Annotated in this window: 20 protein-coding genes; 9 read left to right on the forward strand and 11 right to left on the reverse strand. The window is 35.9% G+C overall.

Features of this window, described 5'->3' with window-relative positions; genetic code table 11:
* The first annotated feature begins 50 nt into the window (after nucleotides 1-50).
* Entirely contained in the window at nucleotides 51-932 is an 882-nt protein-coding gene (locus tag DEU40_RS08065) for a DUF4349 domain-containing protein (protein ID WP_110009373.1), read from the forward strand.
* 62 nt (nucleotides 933-994) lie between these two features.
* Here DEU40_RS08065 and DEU40_RS08070 read toward each other — a convergent pair whose 3' ends face one another.
* The 5 genes from DEU40_RS08070 to dnaA all read right to left on the reverse strand — a co-directional run bounded on the left by DEU40_RS08070 (nucleotide 995) and on the right by dnaA (nucleotide 6,548).
* Nucleotides 995-1,372 carry a hypothetical protein gene (locus DEU40_RS08070; RefSeq protein WP_110009374.1) on the reverse strand — a complete coding sequence of 126 codons (378 nt, stop codon included), beginning with the start codon at nucleotides 1,370-1,372 and terminating at the stop codon, nucleotides 995-997.
* A 145-nt stretch (nucleotides 1,373-1,517) separates the two neighbouring features.
* The gene (locus DEU40_RS08075) at nucleotides 1,518-3,320 is read right to left on the reverse strand and encodes a lytic polysaccharide monooxygenase (protein WP_110009375.1); all 1,803 of its coding nucleotides are present in this window, start codon (nucleotides 3,318-3,320) and stop codon (nucleotides 1,518-1,520) included.
* Between the two features lie 463 nt (nucleotides 3,321-3,783).
* Nucleotides 3,784-4,482: an SAM-dependent methyltransferase gene (locus tag DEU40_RS08080; protein ID WP_110009376.1), complete on the reverse strand. Its 699-nt coding sequence runs from the start codon at nucleotides 4,480-4,482 to the stop codon at nucleotides 3,784-3,786.
* 64 nt (nucleotides 4,483-4,546) lie between these two features.
* Nucleotides 4,547-4,993 carry a low molecular weight protein-tyrosine-phosphatase gene (locus tag DEU40_RS08085; protein ID WP_110009377.1) on the reverse strand — a complete coding sequence of 149 codons (447 nt, stop codon included), beginning with the start codon at nucleotides 4,991-4,993 and terminating at the stop codon, nucleotides 4,547-4,549.
* A 100-nt stretch (nucleotides 4,994-5,093) separates the two neighbouring features.
* Nucleotides 5,094-6,548, reverse strand: coding sequence for a chromosomal replication initiator protein DnaA (gene dnaA / locus DEU40_RS08090; RefSeq protein WP_002980474.1), 1,455 nt, complete (start codon nucleotides 6,546-6,548; stop codon nucleotides 5,094-5,096).
* 136 nt (nucleotides 6,549-6,684) lie between these two features.
* On the opposite strand from dnaA, the gene DEU40_RS08095 reads away from it, so the two are divergent.
* The 5 genes from DEU40_RS08095 to DEU40_RS08115 all read left to right on the forward strand — a co-directional run bounded on the left by DEU40_RS08095 (nucleotide 6,685) and on the right by DEU40_RS08115 (nucleotide 12,171).
* Nucleotides 6,685-7,092, forward strand: a complete 408-nt coding sequence (locus tag DEU40_RS08095; RefSeq protein ID WP_110009378.1) for an acyl-CoA thioesterase — start codon at nucleotides 6,685-6,687, stop codon at nucleotides 7,090-7,092.
* Nucleotides 7,093-7,350: 258 nt separating this feature from the next.
* Complete coding sequence (pheA, locus tag DEU40_RS08100) at nucleotides 7,351-8,199, forward strand: prephenate dehydratase (protein ID WP_110009379.1); 849 nt, start codon at nucleotides 7,351-7,353, stop codon at nucleotides 8,197-8,199.
* Between the two features lie 361 nt (nucleotides 8,200-8,560).
* Nucleotides 8,561-9,271 carry a hypothetical protein gene (locus tag DEU40_RS08105; protein ID WP_110009380.1) on the forward strand — a complete coding sequence of 237 codons (711 nt, stop codon included), beginning with the start codon at nucleotides 8,561-8,563 and terminating at the stop codon, nucleotides 9,269-9,271.
* 111 nt (nucleotides 9,272-9,382) lie between these two features.
* Complete coding sequence (locus DEU40_RS08110; protein ID WP_110009381.1) at nucleotides 9,383-11,617, forward strand: DUF2339 domain-containing protein; 2,235 nt, start codon at nucleotides 9,383-9,385, stop codon at nucleotides 11,615-11,617.
* Between the two features lie 116 nt (nucleotides 11,618-11,733).
* On the forward strand, nucleotides 11,734-12,171 hold the full coding sequence (locus tag DEU40_RS08115; RefSeq protein WP_110009382.1) for a hypothetical protein: 438 nt from the start codon (nucleotides 11,734-11,736) through the stop codon (nucleotides 12,169-12,171).
* Nucleotides 12,172-12,217: 46 nt separating this feature from the next.
* Here the strand turns inward: DEU40_RS08115 and DEU40_RS08120 are convergent, their stop codons facing one another.
* A complete protein-coding gene (locus tag DEU40_RS08120; RefSeq protein WP_110009494.1) occupies nucleotides 12,218-13,495 on the reverse strand; it encodes a replication-associated recombination protein A in 1,278 nt (425 codons plus the stop codon).
* Nucleotides 13,496-13,597: 102 nt separating this feature from the next.
* Here DEU40_RS08120 and yidD point away from each other — a divergent pair, with 102 nt between their 5' ends.
* Together yidD and lgt are read left to right on the forward strand one after the other, a co-directional pair.
* Nucleotides 13,598-13,849 carry a membrane protein insertion efficiency factor YidD gene (yidD, locus tag DEU40_RS08125; RefSeq protein WP_034695943.1) on the forward strand — a complete coding sequence of 84 codons (252 nt, stop codon included), beginning with the start codon at nucleotides 13,598-13,600 and terminating at the stop codon, nucleotides 13,847-13,849.
* A gap of 450 nt (nucleotides 13,850-14,299) precedes the next feature.
* The gene (gene lgt, locus DEU40_RS08130; protein WP_110009495.1) at nucleotides 14,300-15,148 is read left to right on the forward strand and encodes a prolipoprotein diacylglyceryl transferase; all 849 of its coding nucleotides are present in this window, start codon (nucleotides 14,300-14,302) and stop codon (nucleotides 15,146-15,148) included.
* Nucleotides 15,149-15,219: 71 nt separating this feature from the next.
* Here the strand turns inward: lgt and DEU40_RS08135 are convergent, their stop codons facing one another.
* Nucleotides 15,220-16,737: an NAD(P)H-hydrate dehydratase gene (locus DEU40_RS08135; protein ID WP_110009383.1), complete on the reverse strand. Its 1,518-nt coding sequence runs from the start codon at nucleotides 16,735-16,737 to the stop codon at nucleotides 15,220-15,222.
* Nucleotides 16,738-16,982: 245 nt separating this feature from the next.
* Here DEU40_RS08135 and mscL point away from each other — a divergent pair, with 245 nt between their 5' ends.
* Nucleotides 16,983-17,360: a large conductance mechanosensitive channel protein MscL gene (gene mscL, locus DEU40_RS08140; protein WP_110009384.1), complete on the forward strand. Its 378-nt coding sequence runs from the start codon at nucleotides 16,983-16,985 to the stop codon at nucleotides 17,358-17,360.
* Between the two features lie 63 nt (nucleotides 17,361-17,423).
* On the opposite strand, the gene DEU40_RS08145 is transcribed toward mscL, so the two are convergent.
* The 4 genes from DEU40_RS08145 to DEU40_RS08160 all read right to left on the reverse strand — a co-directional run bounded on the left by DEU40_RS08145 (nucleotide 17,424) and on the right by DEU40_RS08160 (nucleotide 20,481).
* On the reverse strand, nucleotides 17,424-18,197 hold the full coding sequence (locus tag DEU40_RS08145; RefSeq protein WP_110009385.1) for a GLPGLI family protein: 774 nt from the start codon (nucleotides 18,195-18,197) through the stop codon (nucleotides 17,424-17,426).
* A gap of 71 nt (nucleotides 18,198-18,268) precedes the next feature.
* Nucleotides 18,269-18,553 carry a hypothetical protein gene (locus DEU40_RS08150; RefSeq protein WP_110009386.1) on the reverse strand — a complete coding sequence of 95 codons (285 nt, stop codon included), beginning with the start codon at nucleotides 18,551-18,553 and terminating at the stop codon, nucleotides 18,269-18,271.
* Nucleotides 18,554-19,024: 471 nt separating this feature from the next.
* Entirely contained in the window at nucleotides 19,025-19,984 is a 960-nt protein-coding gene (locus tag DEU40_RS08155) for a D-2-hydroxyacid dehydrogenase (protein WP_110009387.1), read from the reverse strand.
* An 86-nt stretch (nucleotides 19,985-20,070) separates the two neighbouring features.
* A complete protein-coding gene (locus DEU40_RS08160; protein ID WP_002980498.1) occupies nucleotides 20,071-20,481 on the reverse strand; it encodes a phosphoheptose isomerase in 411 nt (136 codons plus the stop codon).
* Between the last annotated feature and the right edge of the window lie 246 nt (nucleotides 20,482-20,727).

Genomic DNA, 20,727 nt, shown 5'->3' on the forward strand with positions numbered 1-20,727 from the left:
TCATTTTTGAGCACACTTTTTGATCATACCCATAAAAAACTAATTAACCCATGAAAAAAATTATTTTCCTGTTATCAGGTCTTATTCTAATCAACTGCAGCAAATCAGGCGGCGAAAAACACGAAGCGAAAGCCGACATGATGGAAGTTATAACCGAGGATAAAGCGCCTTCTTCCGCAGCTTCATATTCACCAATTTCTGTTTCCGAAAAGCTGGTATCTGATGAAAATGGAACCAACAAAGATGTTCACCCCTCAAAGAAAACAGATACAATCTCCAAAAAAATCATCAAAAACGGAGATATGAAGATTCAGGTGGGTGATATTAAAAAAACACAGAGCCAGGTTAATGAAATCATTAGAAAAAACAATGCTTATATCCAGAAAGAAGAATTTCAAAATACGGATATGGATGATAACCTTAGTCTGATTATCCGTGTACCTCATAAAAATTTTGATGCTCTGATCAATTCTTTTTCAGATGGCGTAGGAACTGTTTTATCTAAAAATATTTCATCCAATGATGTCACAGAGGAATATACCGATGTAGCGATAAAGCTGGCCAATAAAAAGATATATCTGGAAAAATACCGTGATATGCTTAGAAGTGCTGCTACCACAAAAGATATGCTGGAAATTCAGGAAAATATCCGTGAACTGGAAGATGAAATTGATGTAGCCGAAGGCAGACTTCGTTTTATTGATGACCGGGTAAATTACAGTACTCTGAATTTGAATTTATACAAAGAAAAGGTGAGAAGTTCTGCTACTTCAAAAATAGGTTTTGGGAGCCGTTTTGTAGATTCGGTAACGGAAGGCTGGAACAGTTTTGTAAGCTTTATGCTTGGAATCATTTCTCTGTGGCCTTTCTTTTTGCTTATTCCTGTTATTATTTTTATTTGGAGAAAATGGAGATCAAAGAAAAAGGATTAAAATTAACTTATTAAAAATCCGGGCATCTTCGATGCCCGGATTTTCACTGCATTATCTACAATTTAACTATTAAAATATTCTTTTACTGTTTCAAGTACCTTTTCATCTGCCATTTTCTGTGAGGTTCCCAATGTAATTTTCAAATCTCTGAACTGAGCCGTATCATGAAGGAAGTGCTTAAGTTCCTCTTGTGTTACACCCGGTCCCGTAATATACACTTCCTGAGAATTGGTCAGTAACTTTTCAATTTCTTTAAAAAACTTGTTTCTGTTGGTAATTTCAGCGTTGTTTCCAGCGTTCTCACTGGAGTTTCCGTGCTGTATCTCTGCTTTCACCGGTTTGCAAAGGATAAATTCAGAAACATTTTGTGCATCGTGATTCCTGGCTACAATGGCTTTCTCTGTATCAATCCAGATTCCTGCTAATTTTTTATCAGACATAATCATATAATTTTAAGTGATAAATACTTAAAAACAAGAATAATGCAATAGTCTTGTTAAGGGCTGTTAAATATTTTTATAATTCTGCAAAAAAAAACCATCCACAAAAGATGGACGGTTTTTTTGATATTTCAGATCGTTTTTGTTATTTTCTGATGGTTTTAGTACTATTTTTTCCGTCCTTATAAAGGATTTTCACAAAATAGATTCCGGATTGAAGACGGCTAATGTTCATACTGTTTTTATCGGGATTTATAAAAGTCAAGATCTGAAGTCCGTGAGGGGTAATGACATCTACCCTGCTTATTTGAGCATAATAAGTTTCCGGTGCAAAATTGATCATATGTTCAGATACAATTACTGAAAGGTCATTTTCTTTATTGGCAAGAGCTGATCCCTGACAGTTCTGTCCTTCATTGCAGTCGCTTACAATTTTCCAGACAGCATTATTTCCCGGTGTATCCCCTGGATTTGCGTACCATTTATTCTCCCAGATTTTACAGGTATAGAAAACCTTTGTTCCTGCTGCTGGATATGTTTTTGCCGGATTATATTCCTGTGCACCGCAATAAGTAACCGTACCACCTGATTCGCAGCCTGTCCCTTCAGTACATGTACTTATTTCCTCCCATACCATATTGATTCCAGGCATTTCTCCCGGATTTGCGTACCATTTGTTTTTCCAGATTTTACAGGAGTAAAAAACTTTCGTTCCGGCTGCAGGATAAGCATTGGCAGCGTTATATTGCTCTGCTCCACATTGGGTCTGACCATTTCCTGATGTAATTTTTTTTGTTCTGACTTTTAATTCATTACTTACATCAGAAAGCTGATCGTTCATTGCAACAGATTTTACCGTATAAGTATATTCTGTGTCCTGTGTCAATCCGGTTCGTAAAAAGCTTGTTTGTACTGTCTCTCCTACTTTAATTCCATTCTCAAATACCTGGTAATTTTTGATTCCCTGCGAATGGGTTGAGGCCGTCCACATTAGTGAAACAGAGTTTTCAGTAACTGCCATTGAATGCAGGTTGGATGGTGCTGTAGGCTTTTCAGGAATGCCTTCACTGTTTGTCTTTACATTGAGTGGTGCACTTTTCGCTGAAATAAGCCCTGAAGATCCTTTCGCCTGAATTTCATAGGTATATGTCGTATTGGCTGTTAAACCAGTATCCTGGAATGTAGCCGTAGTTACCTGCTGAATGTTTTGTCCGTTGCGGAAAACGTTATAGGATACCGCATCAGACTGTGCATTCCAGCTTATTTTGGCAGAAGTGCTTGTTATTCCTACCTGTGCTAAGCCTGTCGGGGTGGCAGGTGCAGAAACTCCTGTTCCGGAGGTTACGTTAACATCAATTACATTATAAAATGCATTGGTTGTATCTGCTACATCCCAGACCGCTAAAATAATATGATAGCCGCTACGGTTTGCAGGAACGGTAATCTGATGAGAAACATTATCCTGCGGAGGTGTCCCATTATGCGCAACAGTTCCAATAAGCTCAAGATCCTGACGGGAAAGTGGTTGATTGGGATTCCAGCCCTGCTTTGTGATATAATAATGCCATTTTGCTGTCGCATGATACGCGGAATATTTCCAGATAAAGGCATTCACACCCGTGGAAATATTGGTTTTCTTCCAACGGTCGTTAGTCTGTATGTCCAGTGTAGTGTCTCCACCAATACTTCCATTAGCAGAGGCAATCTTTCCATCTGCAGGACCCGCTGCAGGAAACCCTTTCGGAGCTTCCAGAGATCCAGGTTCATTAATAACAGATCCATAGATACTAAATGCGGCAGAATAACCTAGTGCAGCCTTGTCCAGGCTTCCCTGATATCCTCTTGATGCAGGACTCAGTACATATCCGTGTGCAGAAACATGAGTTAAAGAAGGTACCAGTATGGCCAACATCAGCAGTACCGGAAAAAAAATTTTACGTGTCATCATATTTTAAGATTTTGGTGTTGTTTGGGCTGAATTGATTGTAAGCAAAACGGAACATACATCATTTGTAATTCAATGAATACAAGCTAAATTAACTTGCAGCGTTTAAATCAGTTCAATTATGATATGTATAATAAAAAATCAAACTATATAAAACAAGATCATAAATATTATCAATTACATTAAAATTTTAAAATTCATAATGCGTTATATTTAAATATAAAATTAGAACATTTTACATTACAAAAATATATAAACGCCATGATATTTATCACTAATTGTTGAAATATTTTAGTTAAAATTATACATCAATAAATGAAAGAACGAAAAAAGAAAACTTATAAATCGTATTTATAATATTCCAACCCATTCTAAATAAAAAAGCAAAGGCCGCGAAATAATCACAGCCTTTTTCTATTTTGTACTCAAAAACTCTCGTACTTATTGTCAACTACAGGAGCAAAGTTTATTTCCCAAGTACGAAGACTGCAGGAATTTTGTGAAGCTCCGGCTTTTGTTTCTGCCAGTCTTTTATGGTTTTTGTTTTGATGAATTCATGTTCAGGATCGTTGATATTAGCAGCGATACAAAGCTTTGTATTGGGTGATAAGAATTTACACAAATCTTCAAAAAGTTGATTGTTTCTGTAAGGCGTTTCCATGAAAATCTGAGAATATCCGGTTTTCTGAACAAAGCTTTCCAGGTTCATGATCTGTTTCTTTTTCTCTCCTTTATCAATAGGAAGATAGCCATGGAAAGTAAATTCCTGTCCATTAAATCCGCTTGAAATCAGCGCCAGGATAATGGATGAAGGCCCCGAAACCGGGATCACTCTGATATTTTTCTCATGACACCATTTCACTATCAGATTTCCAGGATCTGCAATACATGGTAATCCTGCTTCTGACAATAATCCAAAGTCCTGCCCTTTCAGCATCAGCTCCTGAGCTTCCTTAATATCTGCGTTTTCCGTGTATTTATCTAACAAAAACAACTTCAGATCAGACTGCTTTTTTTCAGGAGCAAAAAATTTCACAACCTTTCGGGCAGTTTTCTCATTTTCCACAAAGAAATAATCGGTCTGCATAATATAATCCTTCACAACAGGTGAAAAGTGGTTGATAGAAGTATTTTCTGATAAGTAAGCAGGGAGTAAAAAAAGCATTGTATTATTTTTTAGTTCTTTTTAAGTGAAGGTGTTGGAAATATTCTGCATGTCATGCTCATTATTATGATAATTGATTTTTGATAGCTTCACAACCTTTATCCAAAAGCTGGAAAACCTTTTCAAAATCGTTCATATCGCCCCAATAAGGATCTGGCACTTCAGCATTTTTGTGATCTCCCAATACCTCTAAAAACAAGGATACTTTCTGACGTTCTTCTTCATTTTTAGTTTTAGAAACAACATCTCCGAGTACATCAACATCCATACAGTAGATTTTATCAAAGGTTTCAAAATCTTTCCTGGTGATAGGTCTTGATCTTTGCTGCGATATATCAATATGATGATTAGCTGCAGTTTTAATGGCTCTTTTATCCGGATGCTCGCCTTCATGCATTGAAATAGTTCCGGCAGAATCTACCCAATAATGATCCGGTAGTTTCGTTTTCATAATTCCTTCCGCCAATGGACTTCTGCATATATTTCCCAGACAAACCATTAAAATTTTCATATTCTGTTTTTTTTAAAAAAGTCTTTTGTTACGACAAAACTAAATAAAAAATGAAGAATAAAACTATCCTTCATTTTAATTTATGTAAGCTCAACCTTATTTATTGTTTGATTCTTTCAGTAAGGTCTTTTACGTATTTCTTGATTTCTTTATCAATTTTTGAAACGTCTTTGATTGTATCACAAGCATACATTACTGTAGAGTGATCTTTTCCTCCCATTTCCTCACCAATTTTGGTAAATGTAGAATTGGTAAACTCTTTGGAGAAGTACATCGCAAGCTGTCTTGGTAATGCAATCTCTCTTTTTCTTGTTTTTGAAAGCAACTGCTCCTTTTTGATTCCAAAATAATCACAAACCACTTCCTGAATGTAAGGAATATTGATCACCTTCTTCTGGTTAGCAGCAATTCTGTTGATGGTTTCTTTAAGCAACTCAAGACTAAGGTCTCTCTTATACACTGTAGAGTAAGCGATCACAGAGTTGATAACCCCGATAAGTTCTCTTACATTGGTTTTTGCTTCAGCAGCAAGGAAGTCAAGCATATCGCCAGGAAGAACAATTCCGTCTCTGCTTAGCTTATCTTCAATGATCTGTCTTCTTGTAGATAGATCCGGAGATTTGATTTCTGCAGAAAGTCCCCATTTGAAACGGGAAACAATTCTGTCCTGGATATCCATAATATCTGCGGGAGCCTTATCTGAAGTAAGGATAATCTGTTTTCCATTCTGATGCAGGTGATCAAAAATATGGAAGAAACTGTCCTGTGTTGCCGATTTTCCGGACAGGAACTGAATATCATCAATAATCAGTACATCTACCATTTGATAGAAATTAGCAAACTCAGTCTGCTTATGAGCCTTTGCAGCAGAGATAAACTGCTGGATAAACTTTTCAGAAGACAGATAAAGAACTACTTTATCAGGAAACTGATTTTTTACTTCAAGACCAACAGCCTGTCCCAGGTGGGTTTTTCCAACTCCATAACCTCCATATAGGAATAACGGGTTGAAAGCTGTTGCTCCAGGCCTTTTGGCAATGGATCTGGCTACAGTGGCTGCAAATTTATTGCTTTCTCCTTCTACATAACTATCAAACGAATAGTCAGGCTTCAGGTTAGAATCTATGTTTACTTTTCTAATTCCAGGAACGACAAACGGGTTTACAATATTAGCAGAAAAACCTTGCGGCATTGTTTCCTGTGTTTTCGGAGTAGGAACGCTTTGTCCCTTGATGTTCATGGTAACAGGTTTTTCTTCACCTTTTGGTCTGTTTTCCATCACAGAATACCATAATTTCACTCCTTTTCCAATATTTTTCTTCAGGGCAGCAGAAAGCAAGGACAGATAATTATCCTCTATATATTCCTTGTAAAAATCACTCGGCACGATCAGCGTAAGGTTGTTGGCTACCAATGAAAGCGGCTGAACCTTATCGAATAGCATATCGAAAGATTTTTCAAGTTTTTTAAGGTCAGAATTGTCTTCAGCGGCGTTCAGGTTATCGCGCATAAACTGAAGGCATTTCTGCCATATCATCATTAAATTGTCATCCATTTTTTAAGCCCCGATTATTCTTTGTTTGTACTGTGTTTAGAAGGAAGACAAAGGTCCAATTTTTTCTTTTCAAAAAAAAATATTGCAGGTATTGATTATTTAAAAATATATTTGTATGTATAATTTAACGCCTAAAATGATACACACAACACACTCAATACGAGTACGTTACGCAGAAACAGATCCGATGAAATACGTATACTATGGAAACTATGCAACGTACTTCGAAGTAGCGAGAGTTGAACTCTTCAGAAGCATAGGAATTTCATACGATGAAATTGAAAACCAAGGAATTTGGCTTCCCGTTTCGGACTACAAAATTAAATATATCCGCCCTGCGTTGTATGATCAAAAATTAGAAATCCATACTTATGTTAAAAAAATTCCGGGGGTAAGGATCGAATTTGAATATGAAATCTACAATGAAGAGCATATTAAAATAACAGAAGCTTCCACTACTCTATTCTTTCTGGATGCAAAAACCAACAAAGTGATCAGGTGTCCGGATTTTCTGATGGAACTGATTGAGAAGAACTGGAAATGATAGGTAGCAAGTAGTAGGTTGCAGGAATTAGGGAGATACCCTACGAAATATTGGGTAGAGGTTTTATAAAGGTGAATGGTGAATTTTCAATAGTGTTAAAATATCTATCTCAAATTATCCGGTCACAAAATAAACCCGCAACTCGTAACCTGTAACTCGCAACTAAAAACATTACACTTTAAACTCTACCCCCTCTATGTTTATGAATTAATTCGCACCTTTGTACCATTATTTTAATCATCCCCTATATATTATATTATGAAGATTGCATTTTTGGGACCTCATGCCAGTTTTACCCAGCTTGCTACAGCACAGCTTTTCCCTGATGACGAAATAGTACCGCAAGCCAGCATACTGGATTGTTTTAATGCCGTTGAAAACGGAGAGGTAGTAAAAGCAGTAGTACCTTTGGAAAACTCAATCGAAGGAACCGTATCGATGACGCTGGATTATTTATATAAGACTCCGTCTATTAAGATAGAAGCAGAAGCAGTAATGCCTATTGCGCATCATCTGATGATTCATCCGGAAAATTCTATTGAGAATATCGAAAGAATATATTCTCACCCACAGGCTCTTGCACAGAGCTTCCATTTTCTGGACACTCATTACAAAGAGATTCCGAAACAGGATTTTTCCTCCACTGCAGCGGCCGCAAAATTTGTTTCTGAAAACCCGGAGACTCCTATTGCTGCAGTAGCCAATCAGTTTGCTGCCAATTTATATGGCTTAAAAATTGTGAACCGTAATATTCAGGATTTTGAACAAAACCATACCCGGTTTATCATTATTTCCAAAGAACAGAACCAATATCAAAATGATCAACTGGAAATACTGGGTGAGAAATCAGGAATGCTCATCACGCTTCCGGAAGATCATCCCGGAGGTTTACATCAGGTTCTATCGGTTTTTGCATGGAGAAAAATGAACCTTAGTAAAATAGAATCCAGAACCTTAAAAACAGGTTTGGGAAATTATTTCTTTTTTATCAATGTGGAAGGACCATGGAGGGAGGTTTTGCATGAAAATGCACTCAAAGAGCTTGAATCAATCAACGCTAATGTAGATTTTCTTGGGAATTATAAAGAATTCCTATTGGAAAGCTAGGAAAACAAATAAATCTGTTCAAAAACACTGTCGTTACGGCAGTGTTTTTTTTATTCATTTGAGAAATATTAAATTCAAAAAAACTTTTATGATAAATTCTATGAATAGCACCCTTCTGTTTAAACCAATAAATAACCCACACAACAGGGAGAATTATCTTTTACCAAAACACTGATAAACAACATATTAAATTAAAAATAAATATAATAAGTCGTAACCAAATTATGTCTAAATATTAACTAAAATATAAACATATGTTTAAATATATTACATCATAATAATGTTAATTTTAAAGATTTCACAATGCAGGGTATAATTTTTGTTGTATATTTGCTTAGCAACTAATTTAAAAATCTTGATCATGAAAACTAAACTTTACAGCTTAATGTTAGCATGTGCAGCGTTACCATTATTCTCACAGGTTGGTATCAATACAGCCAACCCATCTGCAACCCTAGATGTTAATGGAACTTTGAAAGTTCGTGATACCCCTGCCGCTACAGCCCTACCTGGATATCAGATTTTAGCTGTTAACCAGGGAACTACCCAGGTATTCTCAGTTGACCCGTCATTGCTAAGTGCAGCTGCCGGAACCAACACTTCTGTATATTCTGCGAAAAAAACAACTGGTATAACCCTTCTGAATTTAGGGGTTTTACCTGCTGATTTTCAGCCTGTCAGCTTTGTACAAGCCGACAGAACGATAGGAACTGCGGCGTTATTTACCAATGCTGATGGTTCTTATAATATTCCATCAACCGGAGTATATGCTGTTGGATTTGCGTTCAGATATGGTACAGGTTTACAGGCTTCTTTATTGTCAGGATCTCCCGGTATCGCTATCGCAAGAACCAGATCTGCAGTAACCACTTTGATAGACACACGTCCATTCAGTGGAGTTAATCTTGCATTAGCAGTTAACTTAACACTTTCCGATTCCAGCATCAATTCTTTGTATTCATTCCAGGCGGGTGACAAAGTTTCTTTCGGACTTGTAGATTCCGGTGTTATCACGGCAGGATTATTAGGATCCAGTATTGCGTCATTCTACATTTACAAAGTATCGAACTAGTAAAACATATTGTTAGTTATCTATACCATTTAACCCATCGCTTATAACGCGATGGGTTAATTTTTAAATAGCATTTGAAACATTTCTTTATATTTGATAAAAACTAATGAAATGAATGAGTTTGTTGCAGTTATCATCCTTATAATTATCTTCGTCATTTTCAATAATCTGAACAGCAAAATCAGAAAATTGGAAAAGGAGATTTCAGATCTTCATAATAAGATCAACAAGACTGCTCAGGCTCAGACAGAAATAATTCATAAGACAACCTCAACGGAAAACAGTTTGATTCCGCAACAAGAGGTACCTCAACAGGTTCAGCAGGAAGATATACCATACCGTGAAAAAAGTGAAAAAACCTCAACACCAGTTCAAAAAGACTGGCTTGCTCCTGTTTCTGATTTTTTAAAACAAAATGCACTTACCATTATCGGAATTTTTACCCTTGTTCTCGGAATTGGTTATTTTGTAAAATATGCCATTGATAAAAACTGGATCGGCGAAGCAGCAAGAGCGGGAATCGGTTTTTGTACCGGAGCAGGAATCATCATCACCGGGCATTTTCTCAGAAAAAATTATCAGGCTTTTTCTTCCATCATTACAGGAGGCGGTGTTGCTGTTCTGTATTTCACAGCAACCATTGCCTTTCGTGAATATCATCTGTTTACCCAAAATACTGCTTTTATCATAACAGCACTGATTACCGCAGCTTCTATCATCCTGTCCTATTACTATAAAAGTGAAGTATTGATTATCTTTTCACTGATAGGAGGTTTTGCAGCTCCTTTCATGATCAGTACAGGACAAAGTAATTATCTTTTCCTTTTTATTTATATTACTCTTTTAAATACAGGAATGCTGGCTGCCTCTTTTCTGCAGCACTGGAAAAGTGTGGGATGGACAGCTTATATTTTTACAACAGGCTACCTTTTATTCTGGACCCATGAAAGCCCGGAGCTTTTAAGCATTACTTTTTATCTGATCAGTTATGCAATTTTCTATATTTTTGGTCTGTACGATTACTTCAGAAGAAATATCCTTTCAACCTCTGATATTTTAATACTTGCTTTCGCTAATTTTTCAAGTATTCTGGGGCTTCTTTACATTTTTGATACATTAAAATATGAAACCCCGATTGTTTTTCCGCTTATTTTTGCTGCCGTCAACACTATTTTACTTTTCAGAGAATATACACGAAAAAGTTTTGAGGTAGCTTATTCTGTATTTGCAGGGCTTGTTACCAGCCTTATAACCATTGCGGTTGCTATTCAGTTTAAAACGCATCTCATCACCAGTATCTGGGCCATAGAAACCACCCTGCTTCTTTTTATCTGGAAAAAAACAGGTCATAAGATTTTCAAAACCTTCTTTTATATCCTGTTTCCATTGGTGATGATCGCCCAGCTTATAACCTGGACTGAATATTTTGGAACAAAAGATTTCAATATCATATTCAATCCTCCGTTTATCACCAGTTCCTTTACTATTGTTTCCATCATGATTAATCTGTATTTGCTAAGGAACACAGTGAAAGAGGCACAGGAAAAAAGCAATAACTTTTTTGAAGATCTTATTACCGTGATCAGTTATGGGGTTATCTATATTACTTTTCTTCTTGAAATCACTTATCATATTTCGGAAATGCCATGGTCAGCCATTACCAGCACAGGGTTTTTATTCAGCATTTATTATATTTTTATTTTATTGCTTTTCAGGAAACTGCTGAGCATCAGAAATGATGTTCAAAACCTACTGATTTATCTGTTTTTCTTCCTGATCGTAATAAATACATCGGTTTCGACTCTTCCGGTTGTGACCGCTGTCTTAACAAAAAAGCTCCATTTAAGCTTTTATTTCCTTCATCTTCTGCAATGGATTCCTTTTATATATATAGGATACAGAATTATTCCTGCTTCAGCGTTTAACAAGCAAAAGATTTCTTACTGGATACAGGCTCTGGCACTAATCATTTCTGTAAGCTGCGAGCTGCATCATTTTTATATTTTAATGGTTTCCAATGATCTTTCCCATTCTTATAAAGCAAGTGAACATTTCAATATTCTTTATCTTCCTGTTATATGGACAATTCTTGCCAGTATTTTTATTTATACCGGGTTGAAAAAGAATATTCAGGAATATAACAAGATCGGCTTTGCATTGGTAGGCCTGATGGTATTGAAACTTTATGGTTATGATGTATGGCAAATGGATAATATTTCAAGAATCAGCGCCTTTATTGTTCTCGGAGTTATTTTATTACTAAGCTCTTTTACTTTCCAGCGACTGAAAAATATGATCAGAAATATGGTAGATAAAAAGGATAAAAAAGATGAAAGCGCAGACTGATAATCAGAAAAAAAGTTTTTATTTATAAATAGAATGTAAAACAATTCAATATTTTATTAAGATTTTATAAAAAATAACTATATTTATCACGTTTTTAACAGTTACATATTCCAATTATGAAAAAACTATTCTATTCTTTTTTATTTCTATCCTCTGCTACTTTATTGGCTCAGCAAAAAAATCCTGCTGTAAAGTTTGCAGTGGCTGACAATGCCATTGGGACAGTAGAATTATTCAATACAAAAAAGAACGTATTACAGGTTTCTAAAGTATACAATACTCCAGCGAGTCTTCCCCAAAGCTTAAAAAAATACAGTTCTGTTTTTACAAAAGGCGTAACTGAATATATGTTTAAAAACGGAGAAAACGTACTTGACAGAATGGCATTATCCAATATGAATGCACAATACAATATTCCGGCAGATAACCCTGTATTTATTGAAGGATATGAATTTGCAGATACCAGCACAATGATATATCCTGAAATCAAGAAAAGAACTGAAACAAAAGATTACAACGGTAAGAAAACATTATTTATTTACACTACTGAATAACTTGAATAATATAGAAAGGATGCTGAAAACAGCATCCTTTTTTATTTTAATATTTATTGTTCCATTTTTTCTTAAGCTCCTCGTAAATCTTCTTTTCTGTAGCATTATTACCAGGCTCATATAATTTCACATTCCTGATTTCTTCCGGAAGAAAATCCTGTTCCACAAAGTTTCCTTCGTAAGAATGGGCATATTTGTATTCTTTTCCGTAATCAAGGTCTTTCATCAATTTTGTTGGTGCATTTCTCAAATGAAGAGGTACAGGCAGATTTCCGGTCTGCTTTACCAGAGCCAACGCTTCATTAATCGCCATATACGCAGAATTACTCTTAGGGGAAACCGCAAGATATACCGCTGTTTCGCTTAATATAATCCTTGCTTCAGGATTCCCGATCACATTGATCGCCTGAAAACAGTTGTTGGCAACCACCAAAGCGTTAGGATTCGCCAACCCTACATCTTCAGCAGCAAGAATAAGCATTCTCCTTGCGATAAACTTGATATCTTCTCCCCCGGCAATCATTCTTGCCAGCCAATACACCGCTCCGTTCGGATCACCTCCACGCATAGATTTGATGAAGGCTGAGATGATATCATAATGCTGCTCTCCGTTTTTATCATACAAAGCCATCGTTTCCTGGAGAACTTCAAGAACATCAGAATTCAGGATTTCCGTTGTACCCGAATTTTTATATTGGTTCAAAACCAGTTCTACGGAATTGATCAGTTTTCTGGCATCACCACCGGAATACTGAATGAAAGCTTCTTTTTCAAGGATTTTAAAATCTGTTCCTTCATCTTTATTGTATCTTTCTGATGCGATATCAATCAGTTCTTCCAGTTTTTCATAGCTCAAAGCTTTTAAAACATAGACCTGGCTTCTTGAAAGCAATGCTGAAACCACCTCAAAGCTTGGATTCTCCGTGGTGGCGCCAATCAAAACAATCCAGCCTTTTTCTACCGCATGCAATAATGAATCCTGCTGCGACTTATTAAACCTGTGAATCTCGTCAATAAACAAAATCGGTGATTTTCCGGAAAACAAATTCTGCTTCTTGGCATCCTCAATGACATCACGCACATCTTTCACCCCGGAAGAAACTGCAGAAAGTTTATAAAACTTTCTCCCCGACTGCTCAGAGATAATTTCAGCGAGTGTTGTTTTCCCCGTTCCCGGAGGACCCCAGAATATCAGCGAATTCAGGGTATTGTTTTCAATCATCTTTCTGATTGTTCCTTTGTCGCCGGTAAGATGCTCCTGCCCCAGAACATCGTTTAGGGTTTTGGGTCTTAATTTTTCAGCTAATGGGATATTTTGATTCAAAGTAATTCTATTTTTTAAGATCAATGTCCCGGATTTCCGATCTCCGAAACTTATAACAAAATTAAACTAATTTTCATTTTTTTAACCTATTTTTGCATTGTTTTGAAACTTACATTCAATAAAATCATTACATTTCCACTGGTAATTTTGATCAAATTTTACCAATGGTTCATCTCGCCCTTACTTCCCAAAAACTGCCGTTACGAACCTACCTGCTCTCACTATATGATCGAGTCGCTTCAGGTGCATGGTGTTTTTAAAGGTTTCTGGCTGGGATTTAAAAGAATTTTAAGATGCCACCCCTGGGGAGGAAGCGGTTATGATCCTGTTCCACCCAAACATAAATGTCAATAATCAAACTATTAAATCAATAGAAAAATGAATACTATCTTTTTCAGAATTTATCTTGTGCTGTTTGCGTTCACCACGCAGCTTCTTTTTGCACAGGAATACCCTGGAGGTTTATCTGACGGAACTTTAGATATCAATGGAAGCAATGTTCCTGTAAAAATCTATTCTACCACAGAAATGGGAGACCTTACAGCTTTTCCGGACAGAGAATCAGACAAGAACCAGTCTTTCGTTGTGATTCTTAATGAATCCAATTTTGAACCTGCTTATTACAATTATGGGGCTTCCACTTTAGCAAAGTATAAGGATTCCAAGTATCAGTTTTTTGATAAAAACTTTAAGTTGATTGATACTGGTGTTACCAAAGAAAATATCACCACTTTTAAATATGCAGTAAAGTCTGTAAAACCTATTACTGATTCTGATAAAGTAGAACTTAAGACTTCATTTAAAATATGGGATCCATCAAAAGGTATTCACATCGGATCATTTACGCTTCACTTTTATAGTTTGATGTTTGTTTTTGCCTTTGGATTCGGGTATGTTTTAATGACGAGAATCTTTAAGATTGATAATGTGAACCAGAAATACCTTGAACCTCTGTTCACATGGACACTGATCGGGACTATTCTGGGAGCAAGATTAGGACATGTTATCTTTTATCAGCCGGAACTATTTAAAGAGGATTTCTGGAGTGTATTTTTACCGATAAGTACAAAAAACGGTTTAAAATTCACAGGTTTTTCAGGACTGGCGAGCCATGGTGCTACAATTGCCCTGATTTTCACCACGCTTTATTATTCATTTAAAATCATTAAGAAAAACCCTTTTTGGGTATATGACAGACTAGGTATTGTCGTAGCTTTAGGAGGAGCGTTTGTAAGAATGGGGAATTTTTTCAATTCTGAAATCGTTGGTAAACCAGCGGACCCGAATTCTCCGTTTGCTTTGCTTTTCCCACAACAAAGCAGTGAGTATGGTCTTACTGTACCCCGTTACCCAAGCCAGTTATTTGAAGCGGTAGGATATGTTCTTCTTTTCATTTTACTATGGGTACTTTATAGAAAAACAGATAAAAAATATCAGCAAGGATGGTTATTTGGTTTATTCTTTATCATCCTTTGGGCGATCAGATTCTTTGTTGAATTCCTTAAAGAGCCACAGGGAGATGAATTCATCCAGATTGGCGGGCTGAATACAGGTCAGGTTCTTTCGATTCCGTTTATGATTGCAGGAGTTGTCATCATGATTGTTTCTAAGAAATTCAAGATCACTGAGGCAGAAAACGAGAAGCCGGAATAAACCATTTAAACTGAAAAATAAAAAGGCAAATTTGTAGAAATACAGATTTGCCTTTTTTATTAACTGTTTACTTACAGATTTCTCTCCACTTTCCTGTTCAGTTCTTCAAAAACAGACCCAAAGGCATCAATGACATCAGTGGGCAGCATCGATTCTTTTGAATGTTTTTCTGAAGCAATATCGGCCGCTCTGCCATGCAGCCATACCCCAAGAATACAGGTTTCCTCTTCAGAATATTTCTGAGCCAGAAGCGAAGTGAGAATTCCGGTAAGAATATCTCCGCTTCCTCCTTTGGCAAGACCTGCATTTCCGGTTATATTATAGAATACTTTTCCCTCCGGAGTAACAACCTGGGTATGGTGATCTTTAAGAACAATGTAAAGATCAAGTTCTTTTGCCTTTTTCCTTGCCAGTTCAAGTCTTTCAAAAGAATTATCTGTACTTCCGAAAAGTCTTTCAAACTCTTTCGGATGAGGAGTTATGATTGATTTTTTGGGAATGAGTTTCAAATTTTTTGGATCATTTGAAATAATATTCAATGCATCTGCATCCAGAACCAATGGCTGAGAATAGTTTTTAAGAAAACTCAAAAAGCCTTTCTCTGTACCGGAATGCGTTCCCAAACCAGGACCTGCACCACAGGTAACATCTTTGTCCATTTCAAAATTTGTGATAAACTGCTCCCCTCCTTTTATAAACATTGCTTCAGGGCATGAAGTCTGTAAAATATTGTATCCGCATTCCGGAGCGAGTGTAAAGGTCAGCCCTGCTCCGGTTTTGAGAGCTGATCGTGTTGCCAGCACTGCTGCTCCTATTTTTCCATAGCTTCCTCCTATGATGGCAGCCTTACCATAACTGCCTTTATGAGAAAATTCCTGTCTCGGAATGAATATCGATCCCACCAGCTGATCATCAATTACAGAGTAATCAGAATCAGTTGTATCTGTGTATATTTTGCTTAAATCAATATCCAGCTGTACTACTTTTCCGGTATATTTCCCTGTTTCAGGATGAAGGAAGGTTCTTTTCCAACATTGAAAGGTCAGTGTATAATCAGCTTTCAGAATAACCGGATTATTATCAAACATTTCATCTGCTGATAATCCCGAAGGAATATCGATGGATATCTTACTATTTTTTTTGCTGTTCAATTGTTCAACAAGCCTTTTATAATCACCTTCCAACGGCCTGGATAATCCCGTTCCGAAAAGAGCATCGATAATAATTGTTTTATCATCAAAATTATAGTGTTCTTCGGGATCAAATTTTCTGACGGTAATTCCCGACAAATCGCGGAGTCTTTTCAGGTTAACAGAAGCATCTTCTGAAAATTTCCTTTTGGAATCGCTTACAAATACATCCAAATCAAAACCTTTCAGATAAAGTAGCCTTGCGACAGCCAGGCCGTCACCTCCGTTATTTCCGTTACCACAAAATACAGCCAGTTTTTTATGGTTTTTACAGTGTTCCGAAATCCAATGAGCAGCAGCCATTGAAGCTCTTTCCATTAATTGAATAGAAGAAACCGGCTCATGGGAAATTGTAAACTGATCCCAGCTGCGTATCTGTTCTGCGGTAAAAATTTTCATAGATGAAACAAACTTTTAAGCAAATTACAAAAGATTTTTCATTATGATATCACGTCATTAATAAAAATAAAAAGTCATCATTAATGAAATAATGTATTGTTAAAATGCTGAAATATTCATTAAAACTGTTAGCAGGAAATGAGCTTAAATTTCAATATTTTGGAAATAAAAAACGATTAAACGTAGTGTTTTTTACATTTTTTAATTATATTTTTGTGTATATACTAATTAAAAAAATATAAATTATGGGATTTGTAAAAGAATTTAAAGAGTTTGCCTTTAAGGGCAATGTTCTCGATCTTGCTGTCGGTGTGATCATTGGGGCAGCATTTGGTAAAATTGTTTCCTCATTAGTGGAAGATGTAATCACTCCTCTTATACTCAACCCGGCATTGAAAGCCGCCGGCGCAGAAAACATTGCAAAACTTACATGGAATGGTGTTGCCTATGGAAACTTCCTTTCAGCAGTAATCAGTTTCCTTTGTATTGCAATGGTTCTCTTCTGGATCATCAAACTGGCTAACAAAGTGAACAAGAAAGAGGCTCCTGCTCCTGCCGGACCTACAGAAGATCAAAAATTACTGATGGAGATCAGAGATTTGCTGAAAAGCAAAAATATCTAATCTTTTAAACAACAGTTTAAAAATAAAAAAGCACCTCAGGTCTACTCTAGAGGTGCTTTCATTTTATTCAGATAGTTTCTCTTCCCATTCATATTTTTGCTCTACAGAAAACCTTTGATTTGTAGTCACTCTGGCTTTATAGTTTTTTGGCAATGCATCTGAAAGCTTAGCAAATATTTTATTCATATGAGCTTCTTTTGCTGCAACATAATCCTTTAAACTAATTTTTTCTTTTTTTAAGAATTCAGGTTTAAAAGCAATGTTTGAATTATCATTTACATCTACCGACTCAGCTTTCCATATGTCATAATCTTTATTATCTACTCTAATATCAAGAATTAATCCTGGAAGGCCATAAAATTTGAATGGTCCCGCAGAGTAGGGTAAATCTTTAGTAAAATAAGCAGTTACCTTTGAACCTCTAAAGATCGTTGTCGCTTTTTGGCACTTGTAACCAGCTATTGTTTTGGTTTCTTTTTCTTCAATATTCCATTTTGGTTGTGGAACTTTGTCGTAAATAAAAAACTCTCTACTATCTACATTAGAAGTGAAAAAGAAGTTTCTTTCCGCTTCATTATTTTTATCTAAATCAGAAACAAAGTATTGTTTTGCTGGTTTTTTACCATTATCTAAATTCACACCCAAAGTCCAAGAGTCTGTTAATTTATTATTAATGATAATTGAATCTTGGATTGACAACACTTGATTATTTTTTATATACAGGTCTTCATGTGTTGTTGTAAAAGAGGATAATACTCTTAGATATTTTACATGGACTTGTTGAGTGAAATAAAACCCACAAATTAAAATTGAGGGTAATAAAAGTATCTTTTTCATAAATTATCTTTTTTAAAATCATAACCCTTTCAACATCTGCTGAAAGGGTTAGAAGCATTAAATCAACTTAATTAACTTAGCCAGAAACCAGCTGCCCATAAAGCGACTTTAACTCCTGTTTGGAAGTTTTGGCAACTCTGTAAATCTGGCTGATCTGATGTTATCGTTTCTTGCCCTACTATTTGGCCACCAGACCAATAAGTAACAACAACACTACACTCTTGATATACAACGGTTTTTTGAACCGTTACAGTTTCAGTGCTTTCAACAGTTTTGATCATTTTTCCAGCGTCATTGCCTTTAGCGTTAACAAGTCCAGCTACACCGAAGGCAGCTAATAAAATTAATTTTTTCATAATAAAGTGTTTTTAATGTTAGTTATTGTTTTTAAGAACTCATTTCAAAAATATTAAAATAAATCAAACTACAAAGGAATTATTTTTTATGTTAAGTTGCTTTTTTCTAGTTACTTTGTATAGTTAAAAATAAAGATTGTAATTTTTTTACTAAATTCCATATTGTAATTAAGAAAGATTTTTTAATGAGTATTTCAGTAGTATTTAAATGGCATTGAAATGAAAAACCATCCATCAGGATGCTTTTATTTTTCTTTGTATTGCTCAAAAATTAAGACCTTGGGAAAGTCGATTATGGCGTTGGGAATTTGCGATTATACTATTATAATAATGACAGAATAAGACTTAATTTAAAAAGGAAAGAGTCCGATAGAATATCGAACTCTTTATTATCAAAAGATTATTTGATTTTGTCTAAACTTTTGGGTGCACTCTAAATTGAGGTACTTTCATTTATGATATCATTTCAACTTATTGAATCTGTAAGATACTTGAAATCTGCTCTGCCAGGGAAAGCCCGATTCTATCCTGTGCTTCAAGAGTAGATGCTCCCGTGTGAGGGGTAAGAGAAATTTTAGAATGCGTAAGGATTTCTTTTGATGGTGTTGGTTCATTAATGAAAACATCCAAACCGGCAAATCGTACTTTACCTGAATCCAAAGCCTGAATTAAAGCTGCTTCATCAATAACTCCACCTCTTGAACAGTTTACCACAGCCACTCCGTCTTTCATTATTTCAAACTCATCCTTCCCGATCATATAACCGTCCTTCTGTGCAGGAACGTGTAAAGTAATGAAGTCCGAATGTTTTAAAACATCCTGTAACGGCTCTGTTTCGATATCAACATTGATGAACTGGTTATTGTAAAATTTCACTTTGATACTTGCTCTTCCGACGTTATTATCAGCGGCAATCACTCTCATCCCAAGTCCTAAAGCAATTCTTGCCACTTCCTGGCCGATTCTTCCCATTCCTACAATACCGATGGTTTTTCCTCTCAGTTCGATACCTGCAGCATATGCTTTTTTAAGACCTGCAAATTCAGTATCTCCTACAACAGGCATTTTTCTGTTAGAATCCTGAAGAAATCTCGCCCCGGAAAATAAATGAGCGAAAACAAGCTCAGCCACAGATTCCGATGATGCTGAAGGAGTGTTGATCACATGAATCCCTTTTTCCCTTGCATAATCTACGTCAATATTATCCATACCAACACCTCCTCTTCCAATAATGTCGATAGACGGACATCCATCAATAATATCTTTTCTTACCTGTGTGGCACTTCTCACCAATAATGTGCGGATTTTGTGCTCATTAATATAATCTACTAAAAATTCCTGGGGAACTTTTGTAGTAATCACCTCAAAGCCTTTTTCTGTCAATGCATCTATTCCAGATTGATCCAGGCCGTCGTTTGCTAAAACTTTCATAAAATTTCAAGTATATTAAAAAATGAAAGATTTAAAAATTAAAGGTACTGGTTCACATTTAATTTTTAAATCTTTGAATTATATTTTTATTCGCCGTCTTCTTTGAATACCTCAATGGTCACTTGTTTTTCTACCAAATCCGTAAATCTTCCTTTGTATCTTGTAGCTCTTACCAGATGGTTGTCTATCCAGTGATAATTTCCTCCTCTTGGTTTTCCGCAAAGCACGCTGTGGTATTTGAAGCCATGCTTATCCAGCCAGTCGATCGTAATTTGTTTCAGATTTTCGGTTCTTGAAGTAAAAAAGCAGATCTGATGTCCTTCGTCATACCATCTGTTGATCGTTTCCAGAGCATCAGGGTAGGGTTCGCAGGTAACCATTCTTTCCGGCTCTTCATTGGGAACGTCATCAGTAATGGTTCCGTCGATATCTATTAAGTAATTTTTTATTCCATCCTTTAGAATAGGACTAATGTGTTCAATGTATTCTAATTCCATTACTAAATATTAAAAAACAAAGTTAGCGTTTTTACCATTATCAGGCATATTAATCTTGCTTTATATTAATATTTTACTATAAAAACTGGTTTTCAAAGAATAATATCAATATTTTATCAACCATTCAAGCCGAATTAGTTAAAAATTTTCATTTCACATTTATTTTTACATCATAAAGTGGAGATCTGAAAGCAACTACTCAGTGAATGGACAAATTTACCTGCCAGTCTTTTCTGACTTCCTCAA

Source organism: Chryseobacterium sp. AG844 (assembly GCF_003182335.1).
GTDB lineage: Bacteria > Bacteroidota > Bacteroidia > Flavobacteriales > Weeksellaceae > Chryseobacterium > Chryseobacterium cupriresistens.

What these genes read in the sequence shown, in the direction of transcription:
- DEU40_RS08070 (WP_110009374.1), bottom strand. Translation starts at nt 1,372, where the DNA reads ATGTCTGATAAAAAATTAGCAGGAATCTGGATTGATACAGAGAAAGCC.
- DEU40_RS08080 (WP_110009376.1), bottom strand. Translation starts at nt 4,482, where the DNA reads ATGCTTTTTTTACTCCCTGCTTACTTATCAGAAAATACTTCTATCAAC.
- DEU40_RS08095 (WP_110009378.1), top strand. Translation starts at nt 6,685, where the DNA reads ATGATACACACAACACACTCAATACGAGTACGTTACGCAGAAACAGAT.
- DEU40_RS08115 (WP_110009382.1), top strand. Translation starts at nt 11,734, where the DNA reads ATGAAAAAACTATTCTATTCTTTTTTATTTCTATCCTCTGCTACTTTA.
- DEU40_RS08150 (WP_110009386.1), bottom strand. Translation starts at nt 18,553, where the DNA reads ATGAAAAAATTAATTTTATTAGCTGCCTTCGGTGTAGCTGGACTTGTT.
- pheA (WP_110009379.1), top strand. Translation starts at nt 7,351, where the DNA reads ATGAAGATTGCATTTTTGGGACCTCATGCCAGTTTTACCCAGCTTGCT.
- mscL (WP_110009384.1), top strand. Translation starts at nt 16,983, where the DNA reads ATGGGATTTGTAAAAGAATTTAAAGAGTTTGCCTTTAAGGGCAATGTT.
- DEU40_RS08110 (WP_110009381.1), top strand. Translation starts at nt 9,383, where the DNA reads ATGAATGAGTTTGTTGCAGTTATCATCCTTATAATTATCTTCGTCATT.
- DEU40_RS08065 (WP_110009373.1), top strand. Translation starts at nt 51, where the DNA reads ATGAAAAAAATTATTTTCCTGTTATCAGGTCTTATTCTAATCAACTGC.
- DEU40_RS08145 (WP_110009385.1), bottom strand. Translation starts at nt 18,197, where the DNA reads ATGAAAAAGATACTTTTATTACCCTCAATTTTAATTTGTGGGTTTTAT.
- DEU40_RS08155 (WP_110009387.1), bottom strand. Translation starts at nt 19,984, where the DNA reads ATGAAAGTTTTAGCAAACGACGGCCTGGATCAATCTGGAATAGATGCA.
- DEU40_RS08135 (WP_110009383.1), bottom strand. Translation starts at nt 16,737, where the DNA reads ATGAAAATTTTTACCGCAGAACAGATACGCAGCTGGGATCAGTTTACA.
- dnaA (WP_002980474.1), bottom strand. Translation starts at nt 6,548, where the DNA reads ATGGATGACAATTTAATGATGATATGGCAGAAATGCCTTCAGTTTATG.
- DEU40_RS08160 (WP_002980498.1), bottom strand. Translation starts at nt 20,481, where the DNA reads ATGGAATTAGAATACATTGAACACATTAGTCCTATTCTAAAGGATGGA.
- DEU40_RS08105 (WP_110009380.1), top strand. Translation starts at nt 8,561, where the DNA reads ATGAAAACTAAACTTTACAGCTTAATGTTAGCATGTGCAGCGTTACCA.
- DEU40_RS08085 (WP_110009377.1), bottom strand. Translation starts at nt 4,993, where the DNA reads ATGAAAATTTTAATGGTTTGTCTGGGAAATATATGCAGAAGTCCATTG.
- DEU40_RS08075 (WP_110009375.1), bottom strand. Translation starts at nt 3,320, where the DNA reads ATGATGACACGTAAAATTTTTTTTCCGGTACTGCTGATGTTGGCCATA.